The sequence below is a fragment of the Streptomyces sp. NPDC001732 genome (assembly GCF_053596315.1).
Genome location: NZ_JBSFFY010000118.1, coordinates 1 through 10,147 on the forward strand (window position 1 = coordinate 1; position 10,147 = coordinate 10,147).

Below are 10,147 nucleotides of genomic sequence, written 5' to 3' on the forward strand. Positions count from 1 at the left end.
TGTGCCGCTACGCGGCGGAATGGACCGCGACCAAACTGCGCTGGGACCTGGCCGTGGACGAGCTCGAGAAGGACCGGCTCCTGGACATCGCGGCCGGCTGCGGCGGAACCCCCGTCACCTACACCCCCGCCCCCTGACCCGACCATAGGCCGCCCGGCTTTCCGCGCCCCGGAGATCAGCCCGCCCCGGGGCGCGACCGCTCCGGTCCCGCTGCCCCCCGCCCTGCTGAGCGCGGTCCGTACGGTCGGGGACCATGACAACCCGCAGCCGAGGGCCCCAGCCCCTCCGGCGGTGCACCGGCCGGTTGCTGTCACTGTCCGCCACGCCGACTCCGGTGTCCGGTCAGTCGTCGTTCCTGTTGCTTCGGCATGTGCAGGGATCGCCACCTGGACCGTGGTAGCGGTCCCGCTCCTGCATTACGAGGCTCTTCTCAGCCGTGGTGTGCCGGGGCCCGGACCAGCATGCTCGGCACGCGCACGACACAGCGCGACGCTGTAGGTGGCATCGGCCTGGCGGTGCTGGACGTGGTCCTGCCCAATCGGGGCCAGCCGGTCGCCGCCTGCCTGGGTGAGGCTCTGGGCGCGTGGGACAATCCAGCACTGCCGCGCTGGTGCCCCGCAGCTGGCACCGCGTGAATCCGGCTTCTCCCCCGCCGCACGCTGGCTGATCATCCCGCTGACACGGCCTCGAACCCCGTGACAGGGTGCGGTGATTGGATCAACGGACGGCAGGGGGATTCCCGTGGAAGCACGGATGTGGGACGGACTGGTCGGCGTCGCGAAGGAGACGTACACCGCCTCGCTGGGCGAGGGGGTCGTGCCGAGCCCGCTGATGATGCCGCTGGTACGCGGCGAGCTGGTCGGGCTGATCTGGGTCCGCCCGCTCAAGGTCGGCCAGGACGCGCTCGCCGGGATCGCGGAACTCGCGAACATCGCCGCGGCGGCCGGCGCGGACGAGGTCGTCCTCGCCTGGGAGACCCACGACGTCGCCACCGCCTGCGAGCTGCCGATCGTCGGCCCGGCGCCGTGCCTGAACATGGTGCTCGCCACCCCGGGCGGGCACGTCCTGCACCAGTTCCCCTACACCGAGCAGCTCCTGTCCCGCAGCCCCGAGGGCTGGGCGTCGGTGGCCCCCGACTGGAGGCCGGCCCCCGCGCCGCAGTCCGGCGGCGAACTGGTCCCGCCCATCCAGGCCGCGGTGAACTTCTCCTTCACCCCCATCGAGCTGGACCACCCCGACCCGTTCGGTGTCACCGTCGTGCTGATGGAAGAGGACGGCTACCGCATCAGCCTGACCGAAGCGTTCGCCCGCTGAGCTCGTGGCCCGCGACTTCGACGACGACGCGCCCCGCCGCATCCAGGACGCGGACGACCTGATCAACGCCCGCAAGCGGGACGAAGCCGAACGGATTCACGCCCGCCAGCGGGACGCCGACGAACGGATCTATGTGGTGACCACCAACCTCGTCATCGACGCCCAGGAGAAGCTCGCCCGACGCCGGCGGCTGGACCGCATCTGGCGTGCCGGGGCGGTGATCTGCTGGCTGTCCTTACTCACCGCCGTCACCGGCACGGGCATCGCCTGGCTCACCACAGGTGACCCGGCGCGGTTCGTCGTGGGTGACCTGATCTGCGGAAGCCTGCTCCTGATGTCCCTGCTGGCGCTGATCGGCGTCCGCTTCGGCGGGCGGGACGTGCCGACCCTCCAGCGCCTGGAGGCGCAGCTCGCCTCCGCGCAGGAGTCGCTGTGGCAGCAGAAGGCCAGGAGTAACCCGGGCCTGGACGAGCGGTGCAAGCTCTACCGCGAGGAAGTCACCACCGCGATCGAGCAGTACCAGGCCGACAGCCGTAAGTACCGGCGCATTCACAACAGTCTGCAGACTCTCATCATGATCGGCTCGGCCTCCACGACCACGATCGCGGCCCTGGACACCGGCAAGGAGCTGACCTGGCAGAGCGTCACCCTGACCGGCATCAGCTTCGCCATCACGGTGGCCGCGATGTTCACCGGCTACTACAAGTTCCGCGAGCGCAGCTACTTCCTCCAGCAGACCGCCGACGCCATCGAGGAGGAGGCCAACGCCGTCCGGCTCGGCATCGGCCCGTACGGCGAGTACGGGAACGGCCGCGAAGGCGAGGTGCTGAAGGTGTTCACCCAGCGCGTCGAACAGCACCGCAACGAGCAGCGGCGCCGCCAGCAGCAGCTGGACCAGCCCGCCGACCAGGCCACGCCCTCCAGCCAGCCGCCCGCGGCCTGACGGCGAACCGTCTACCGGCGCCGGCGGCCGCCGCGACCGTGTGATGCTGGCCGCAGCGGCCGGCCTGCTTCTCCTCGCAGCGCGGGCAATCCTGCCCGAAGTCGAGCAGCACGCGGTCGTGGCACCGGACGCCGCCGCACCGCTGGGGCAGGGCCAGGCCGATCAGACAGCCCACCGGGTCTTTGATGGCCTCAGTTTCCGGCCGTCCGCCCGGACCTTAGTACTGCAACGGTGCTTGCTGTGCACCTTGAGAACAACTGTTGTGCGCAGAGGGGTAAGAGTATGGCTCGGCTCGGCACCAGCCTGCCGAGCCGAGCCATGCGGCTGCGTGGTGCTTGCGCAAGGAATGCCGCACCTTCCCGTGAGGCGATTGTCGTGGTCGGAAATCTGAGATGGTGCGGGCGGACTCGCAGGGCAGCCACCCTTACCGCCCGTACCGCGCCACTGCCACTGAACAGACTTCGTTTGGAGGACCTTGCTGCCGACGGCGATGGTCAGTGGGCGGTCGCCCACGTGTGGTGTGCCCAGTCGGCGAAGCGGGTCCAGTGGACTTCCGGGTGAGCAGCGTGAAGGGCGGGAATGTCGACGCGATAGCCAGGGCCGTTCAGGAATGTCCACATCGCATGCATGTCCGGATTGCTGATCGCCGGCAGCGGTACTTGTTCATGGCGGACCTCCCGCCCCAGGGTCGCGCCGAGTGTGGCCGCCATCTCGGTCGGGGTGGGTGCGTCACTGGCCAGTTCAATGCGTCGCCCGACGTAGGAAGCCGGATTGAGCAGCACTTCCGCCGCGAACGCGCCGAGGTCGGTGCGGGCAAGCTGCTGCAACGGCCGATCGGGCGGCAGCGGCAGGTCGAGTACGCCGCCGAGGATGCGCTGCGCTCCGCCCAGCGCGTTGTCGAAGAAGTACGTCGGCCCCAGGATCGTGTACGGCACATCGCCTGCGGCCAGCTCCGCCTCGATGCGTGCCTTGCTGTCGAAATGCGGTACCCCGCTCTCCTGGTCGGCGCCGGCCACAGAGCTGAACACGAGATGCGGAACGCCCTTCCCGGTTGCGGCAGACAGGATCTCCCGTCCCTGGTTCACCTCCGCGTCCACACCGGCTTCGAAGGGAGTGGTGAACGCGAAGACGCCCGCCACCCCGTCCATCGCCGCGGCGAGTGACTCACGATCGCTCAGGGATCCCGCCACCACCTCGACACCCCGGTCGGCCAGTTCCCGCGCGGCGCTTCGGCCAGGGTCACGTACCAGCGCCCGCACCCGGACTCCACGGTCCAGCAGCGCGGCACTCACGACCCTGCCCTGTCCGCCGGTTGCGGCAAGCACCAAGATCGGCTCATCGGTCATCGAAGGCTCCCTTCCTCACATGCGGATGACAAGGCGCCATCGGCCGTCCCAACGGTAACCAAAGGTCCCGGACGACATGCCCGGCATCGCGGCGGGCCGTTCGTCCGACGAAGGCTGTCCCGTCCGAAAATACGATTCGGTGCAGTGAGCTGTGGAGATGTCGCTCGGTCAGGCGGCTCGGTGATACTGGTTGATCAATCCTCCGAGGATTGATTCTCGTCGGATCCGGTGGTTCTGGAGATCGGTGACGGTGGCCGGGGCGGGTGGTTCGGCGCTATCGGGGGATAGTTGCCGTCGGGACTGGTGCGGCCGGTGCTGGTTGTAGTGCTGGATGTACTCGGTCAGCACCTTTACGGAATGGGCCTCGTTGTAGATCAGCACGCGGTCGAGGACCTCGCGGCGCAGGGTGCCCACGGCTCTCTCGCAGATCGCGTTCGCTTTGGGTGCCCGCGGTGGACTGAGTAGGACCTCCACGTCGTCGGCCTCGAAGACGGCGTCGAAGGCGCTGGTGTACCTACTGTCCCGGTCGCGGAGAAGGAAACGCAGGGAATCCATGCGGCGGTCCAGTGCTGTGGCGAGGTTCCTCGCCTGTTGAACGGTCCACTGGGCGGTCGGGTGCGCGGTGACACCGGCGAGGTGGATTCATCTGGTGTCGTGCTCAATGAAGACCAGGGCGTACAGGCGCTTGAGGGAGATGGTGTCGAGGTGCAGGAAGTCGGCAGCGAGGATGCCGTGGGCCTGGGCGGTGAGGAATTCACGCCAGGGCGGGCCGGAGCGCTGCGGAGCGGGATCGATGCCGGCGGCGCGCAGGATCTCCCAGACCGTGGACGGGGCGATCGAGTAGCCGAGGCGAGCGAGTTCACCTTGGATCCGGCGGTGGCCCCAGGCGTAGTTCTCCTTCGCCAGGCGCAGGATGAGTTGCTTGACGGTGGACGCGGTGGAGGGCCGTCCTGGGCGGCTGCGCTGAGGATGCGTCCACTTCCGAGCGACGAAGCGCCGGTGCCAGGCCAGCAGCGTGGTAGGGGTGACAGCGAACACCTGACGCCACCGCTCGCGTGGGACCAGCCGGGAGAGCACGGCGAGCCAGATCCGGTCGGTGGGCTTGTAGCGAACCCGGGCGATCTGGCGGCGCAGCACCGCGTTCTCGTGCCGCAACGCCATCACCTCCGCATCCTTCGCTACGCGGCTGCGCAGTACAACTGCGGGCATCGTGATCAGATTCCGGACCAGCTCGGCGACGACTGATAGCGGCATCGAAGGATCGTCGCAGATAAGGATCGTCGCAGATGCTGTGCCGGTCAGTCCTGCGATCTGGGAACTTCCAGCTCAGGCCCCAGAATCGTGTTTCCGAGCGGGACAACGTCTGCTCTCCGTTGATCCTGAGGAAGACCTCGTCCAGGTGCCCCTTGTCGCCCGGCTGCACACGCCGACGGCCCAGGCCGTTGGCGCAGGCCTCCCCGCACTTCGTACACCAGCGGCGGACCGTCTCGTGGGAGACGAGCACACCGCGCTCGAGCATCAGCTCCTCGGCCTCGCGGAACGACAGCGGGAAGCGGAAGTACAGCCACACACAGTGCGCGATGATCTCCACCGGGTACCGGTGGCCCTTGTACGACGGCGGTGCGCTGTCCACGGACGCCCCCTCCCAGCACGACCAACCAGAAGATCATCCCAGGCCGGTCAGTCAACGTGACAGTGCCCTTCGACGCCATGCGCGAGTTCTACCGGGGTGCATCCCAACGGCAGCATCTCGTCGTGCTCTGGTGGGACTGACACGGATCGCCTCACCGTCGGCTCACGTCAGCAACTGGGGAATTACGGCGAGCGGACCTCGACGCCCTCGACATCCGCCGGTAGAGACGGGTGGTCAGTCGAGTGGTGGGTTATGTGCCTGATCCGAGGCTGAAGGCCCAGCGGAGGACGGCGGCCGGTGCGGTTCAGGGCGGTGAGGCGGGCCCAGTTGCGGAGGTTGCCGTGGGCGGCGCGGCTGTCGGACAGGTGTCGGCTGGACAGGTGCTGATCGAGCTGCTGGTGGGTAATCGGTTCGCCGGAGGCGGCCAGGCTGGTGAAGAGGACGGCGTTCGGGCTGTGTTTGAGCCAGTGCAGAATGCCGCGGGGACCGATCGGCCAGGGCGAGAGTGTCCCGCAGCATCTGTAGCGGTACTGGGATGCGCCCGTCGACTCAACGAAGAATCAGCCAGAGAGGCGTTTTTCGGCCTTCTTTATTCCGGCGCATTAACCTGTGAATTCCCTTTTGTCACCAATGGATTCGTCGACGGATAGCGCATAGCAAAGGGAAAGTAAAGCGCTAGTCGCCGTTGATCATGAGTTGGTCATGTACCTAACATCTCGACTGTTCCTTCACATCAACTCAAGGGAAGACACATGAGATCTGCACGTCTGACGCCCCTGCGTGAGTCTGGTCGTCGCATAGGCACCGTGGTGCTCGGTGTAGCCGCCGTGCTCGGCTTTATCGCCGCGCCCGCCCAGGCGGCGAGCTGGTCCAGCTCTCTGTCGAATGCCGGTCCGGGCTTCGAGTCCCGTCGCTGGTACGACACTGGCGGTTCCACCAACATCAAGTTCACCGGCTGCAAGGATGACTACACCGACAGGAACGTCACCGTCCTCCTCCGTAAGGACACCCTCGGGCCGGACCCGGCCTACACGCGAGCTTCGTTCACCAACTGCTTTGTCAGCGCCACGTCGACCTCTTCTGGTAACTGGGATGACCACGGCTCCGGCGACTACTACTTCGCTGTTAACGATGCCCTTGTGGGTGTGCACGTCTGGGTCGATTCACTGACCGTAACGTACTAAGCGTCCTTTCCCCTCCCTCGGGGACGCGCCCGCACTGTGCGGGCGCGTCCCCGAGGGGGCTTCCTTTTCTGCTCACGAGGTCTCGTCCATGCCCCTGCAATACCAGTCCTGCACCTTCGGTTACGGTCGCAGGTCACGTCCGGTCCTCGACCGGCTCGATCTGGCGTTCTCGCCCGGCCATACCGTCCTTCTCGGCCCCAATGGTGCGGGCAAGAGCACGCTGCTCTCCCTCGGCGCCAGCGCTTCGATTCCACATTCGGGACGTATCCAGTACGGGGAGCTTGATCCAGCCAATCGCAAACACGCGCGGGCCTACCGAAGCAAGGTTTCCTGGCTGCCACAACGCCCTGGATTCCTTCCTGGGCTGACGTGCCGAGAGCATGTGGCGTATGTGGGCTGGCTCAAGGGCATGCAGGAGCGTGATGCCTGGCACGCCGCAACAGAGGCGATCGAACGAGTAGGCCTCACCGAAAAAATCAACAGCAAAATCAAGACATTGTCTGGTGGTCAGCAGCAGCGGATCGCTATCGCACAGGCGCTTGTCCATGACGCCGAACTGCTGCTTCTCGACGAGCCAACCGTCGGGCTCGACCCGCATCAGCGGCGTCGATTCCTCGACTTGCTGATTTCGCTGCGCGGCAGCGTCCATGTGATCGTCTCCACTCACGACATCGGCGACCTCGACGAGGCTTTCGACGAGGTCGTGGTCCTCGAATCGGGGAAACCGAGGTTCAGGGGCACGGTGAAGGAATTCGCCGGCCACGCAGCCCCGGACTGCGCGCCGGGCCGACGCCTGGAGAGCGCCTACGCGTCGCTCCTGGAGGCGGCCGAATGATCACCTGGGCAAATCTCCGCGCCTCGGCCGCACCGTGGCTGGTGCTTCCCATCTTGGTATACGCAGGTTTGTACATCGACGACGCCACCCATACCTCGCCATCGAGGTATGGGGTTGAGTCCGGTGAACTGGCCGCCCACGCCATCGCAGTCATCGCCCCGGCAGTGGCCGCAGCTGCCGCGTGGGAGGCGGGCCGCCACCGCCTGCTGGGCGCTTTGAGCACCACCGGCCAACGCAGCGCGGTACGGCAGCTCTTGAGGGCTGTCACCCCCGTCCTGATTCTGCTGATCATCCTCGTCGCCGGGGCGCTCATCGTGGCCTACCAGGCGGTGGGCGTGTTCCCCGGTGGGGCCGGATGGCTCGCCGTTGCGCACCTGGTCGTGCTTTCCCTCGGTTGGTTGGTCATCGGCTGGTGCCTCGGACTCATCATGCCCAGGAGTATCGCGGCACCCGCTGCCGGCATCGGCTGCTGGGCGTGGCTGTCCATGCCGCACGCAATGTCCAACCCCTGGGTGCGCCACCTGGGTGGCTTCATCGACGGCCCGTCGACCGTCACCGATGTGCTCGCCCCAGCTGTCTATCTGGTGCCGTGGGGCGTAGTTGCCGGCCTGGCACTCGCGTTCTGGATTCTGGCCCGGATGCGCCAACGCGCCTTGGCGGTGGCCATTGCCGTTGTCATGACGGTAGTCACCTTCATCGCCGGCCGCGCTTTTGTGATCGACTGGGGCTACCAGAACCCCACAAACCCTCGTAGCGTCGCCATGACCTGTACCGGGCAAGCACCGAGGGTGTGCGTACCGCCGGAGTACGAGCCTTACGCTCAACAGCTGCGGCAAGACGCCCTGGCACCGATCAAACAGCTGAAGGACGCCGGAATAGCTGGCCCCGAAGAGCTGCGCGTAACCTCGGCGCAGGTTCCCCTCAAGCCGGGCACGTGGCCGTTGTACTGGTCGCTGCCTCCGCTCCGCGGTGGCCAAGACCCTTCTCAGTACGCCGCCGACCTGGCGGAATCGGCAGTAACCGGCACCGCCGCGCTTGCCGGTGTGAACGACTGCCGGCAGCCGGGCTCACCCGCCGCCGCCTGGGCCGCCCTGGTGGTCGGAGTGGACGAACAGGGTGTACAGGCAGCGCTGCCCCCTACGGATTGGGCGACACTCCAAAAGATCCGCCGGCTTCCCGCGAAAGAGCAGGCCGACTGGTTCACCAAGACGGCCGTGAGCCAAAAGCGCTGCAACAAGGCCCACTCATGAACCGTTATGCGATCACTGTGCGCCGCTGGTGGAGCGCCCCCGCGGCGCTCGCCATGCTCGTCGCGGTGTGCTGGACCGTGGGGGCGAGCGAGGTCCCTGTCCCGAGCCTGACCAGCGGCATGGGCAGTGCCCAACTCGCCTACTTCACACCCATTCTGATCGTCGTCGCCGTCATGTACTGCCTGGAACGGCAGCTACATGAAGCCGAGACGACGGCAGTCCTGCCCGTCCTCCGGTTCGATCAAGGTGCCATCATTCTCACCGCGGCCCTCGCGCACGCGGCCGGGCTGGTGGTGGGAATGGACATCGCCCGCAACGTCACTCTCCTTCTGGCCCTCGCGCTCCTCACACGCCGCGTCGCCAACGAAGCCACGGCAGCAGGAGCAGGACTGATGCTCCTCATCATCAACCTCATCCTCGGCCGCGCCTACAACCCCGATGGCTTCGCGACCCACACCTGGTGGGCCATTGCCCTCTACCCTTCCGACAGCATGACTGCGTGGCTCGTCACGGTGGTCCTGTTCGCACTCGCACTCCTATTGGCATTCTCGCGGACTTCAGTTTCCCGTTGATGCCTGAACCACGAGGAGCGCAGGGCACCAGTACCAAGCCCGGGGACAACGTCACGGTCCACTGCGTCGGCGTCGCTTTCTCCACGGCGAGCCGTTCGACGCCAGCTGGGACCGCGGTGAGTCGTTCTCGTTTCCGCTTGGTGCCGGCCGCGTCATCGCGGGCTGGGACCAGGGCCTGCAGGGCATGAAGGTCGGTGGCCGGCGCAGGCTCACCGTCCCGCCCTGCCTGGGCTACGGGGACAGGGGCTTCGGCACGGCGATCGCGCCGGGCGAGACCCTGATCTTCGTCTGCGACCTGCTCTCCGTCTGACCCCACCGCATCGGTCCCCGCCCGGCGGACGTACGAGGTGCACCGGTCCCGGGCCACCGGTTTGAGATCGGGCGCCCGGCTCTCGTCCACCGCCGCGGGCCGGGCGCCATCACGCACCGCGGCGTTGTCACGTTGGTGGGGTGTTGATCGATTGAGGGCGCGTCAGGGTGTGTAGGGGTCGGGCGGGGGCCTGGCTTATGCTGCGGTGGGCAGGGCGGTGGCGCCGGTGATCTCGTCCCAGATGGCGAAGCGGGTGGTCATCTCGGTGCGGTATTCGGGGGCGGTCATCAGGTGGCGGCGGGGTCGGAAGTGGGGCGAGATACCGCTGAACGCGGCCAGGAACCGCTGGGCTCCGCCGACGGAGCGGAAGCCCTTCATCGCGCGTTCCACGCTGCCGGGTGGGCTGGTGGGGGTTCTCGGCCCGGTTGTTCAGGCCCTGGTGAGCGGTGCTCGACGGAGGGCATGACCTCTCGGTGGGCCGCGCCGTAGGAGCGCAGCTTGTCGGTGACGACCACCCTCGGCACCGTGCGGGTCGTCTTGAGCAGTTTACGGAAGAACCGCCTGGCCGCAGCGGTGTCCCGCCGGTTCTGGACCAGGATGTCCAGGACGGTGCCGTCGGCGTCGACGGCCCGCCACAGGTACGTCTGCTCGCCGTTGATCCTGAGGAAGACCTCGTCCAGGTGCTTCCCAATGCTGATGTCAAGCCGCCGCTGTCACTGGGGGTGTGACCTGGTAGCACCGTCGGTCACGAATCAGGGCC

At 67.1% G+C, this 10,147-nt stretch carries 8 protein-coding genes and 4 pseudogenes; 8 read left to right on the top strand and 4 right to left on the bottom strand.

The window, feature by feature from the left end:
- The first annotated feature begins 753 nt into the window (after window positions 1–753).
- On the top strand, window positions 754–1,314 hold the full coding sequence (locus ACWCXX_RS39375) for a hypothetical protein (protein WP_451135893.1): 561 nt from the start codon (window positions 754–756) through the stop codon (window positions 1,312–1,314).
- A 4-nt stretch (window positions 1,315–1,318) separates the two neighbouring features.
- A complete protein-coding gene (locus ACWCXX_RS39380) occupies window positions 1,319–2,257 on the top strand; it encodes a DUF4231 domain-containing protein (protein ID WP_451135879.1) in 939 nt (312 codons plus the stop codon).
- 494 nt (window positions 2,258–2,751) lie between these two features.
- Here the strand turns inward: ACWCXX_RS39380 and ACWCXX_RS39385 are convergent, their stop codons facing one another.
- From ACWCXX_RS39385 to ACWCXX_RS39395, 3 genes and pseudogenes are all read right to left on the bottom strand, one after another.
- Window positions 2,752–3,603, bottom strand: coding sequence for an NmrA/HSCARG family protein (locus ACWCXX_RS39385; RefSeq protein WP_451135881.1), 852 nt, complete (start codon window positions 3,601–3,603; stop codon window positions 2,752–2,754).
- 168 nt (window positions 3,604–3,771) lie between these two features.
- Window positions 3,772–4,857 (bottom strand): annotated as a pseudogene (locus ACWCXX_RS39390) (integrase core domain-containing protein).
- 109 nt (window positions 4,858–4,966) lie between these two features.
- A pseudogene (locus tag ACWCXX_RS39395) lies at window positions 4,967–5,236 on the bottom strand (IS6 family transposase); the annotation flags it as partial.
- A gap of 380 nt (window positions 5,237–5,616) precedes the next feature.
- On the opposite strand from ACWCXX_RS39395, the gene ACWCXX_RS39400 reads away from it, so the two are divergent.
- The 6 genes and pseudogenes from ACWCXX_RS39400 (at window position 5,617) to ACWCXX_RS39425 (ending at window position 9,387) form a co-directional block, all read left to right on the top strand.
- The gene (locus ACWCXX_RS39400) at window positions 5,617–5,886 is read left to right on the top strand and encodes a hypothetical protein (protein ID WP_451135883.1); all 270 of its coding nucleotides are present in this window, start codon (window positions 5,617–5,619) and stop codon (window positions 5,884–5,886) included.
- Between the two features lie 102 nt (window positions 5,887–5,988).
- Window positions 5,989–6,420 carry a hypothetical protein gene (locus ACWCXX_RS39405; protein ID WP_451135885.1) on the top strand — a complete coding sequence of 144 codons (432 nt, stop codon included), beginning with the start codon at window positions 5,989–5,991 and terminating at the stop codon, window positions 6,418–6,420.
- An 88-nt stretch (window positions 6,421–6,508) separates the two neighbouring features.
- Window positions 6,509–7,255 carry an ABC transporter ATP-binding protein gene (locus ACWCXX_RS39410; protein WP_451135887.1) on the top strand — a complete coding sequence of 249 codons (747 nt, stop codon included), beginning with the start codon at window positions 6,509–6,511 and terminating at the stop codon, window positions 7,253–7,255.
- The gene (locus ACWCXX_RS39415; RefSeq protein ID WP_451135889.1) at window positions 7,252–8,505 is read left to right on the top strand and encodes a DUF7224 domain-containing protein; all 1,254 of its coding nucleotides are present in this window, start codon (window positions 7,252–7,254) and stop codon (window positions 8,503–8,505) included. Before ACWCXX_RS39410 ends, ACWCXX_RS39415 begins: the two co-directional genes overlap by 4 nt.
- A complete protein-coding gene (locus tag ACWCXX_RS39420; protein ID WP_451135891.1) occupies window positions 8,502–9,077 on the top strand; it encodes a hypothetical protein in 576 nt (191 codons plus the stop codon). The genes ACWCXX_RS39415 and ACWCXX_RS39420 overlap by 4 nt, the downstream gene beginning before the upstream one ends.
- Window positions 9,077–9,387: pseudogene (locus ACWCXX_RS39425) on the top strand (FKBP-type peptidyl-prolyl cis-trans isomerase). The gene ACWCXX_RS39420 and the pseudogene ACWCXX_RS39425 overlap by 1 nt, the downstream one beginning before the upstream one ends.
- Window positions 9,388–9,582: 195 nt before the next feature.
- Here the strand turns inward: ACWCXX_RS39425 and ACWCXX_RS39430 are convergent.
- Window positions 9,583–10,070 (bottom strand): annotated as a pseudogene (locus ACWCXX_RS39430) (IS6 family transposase); the annotation flags it as partial.
- Window positions 10,071–10,147 lie beyond the last annotated feature (77 nt).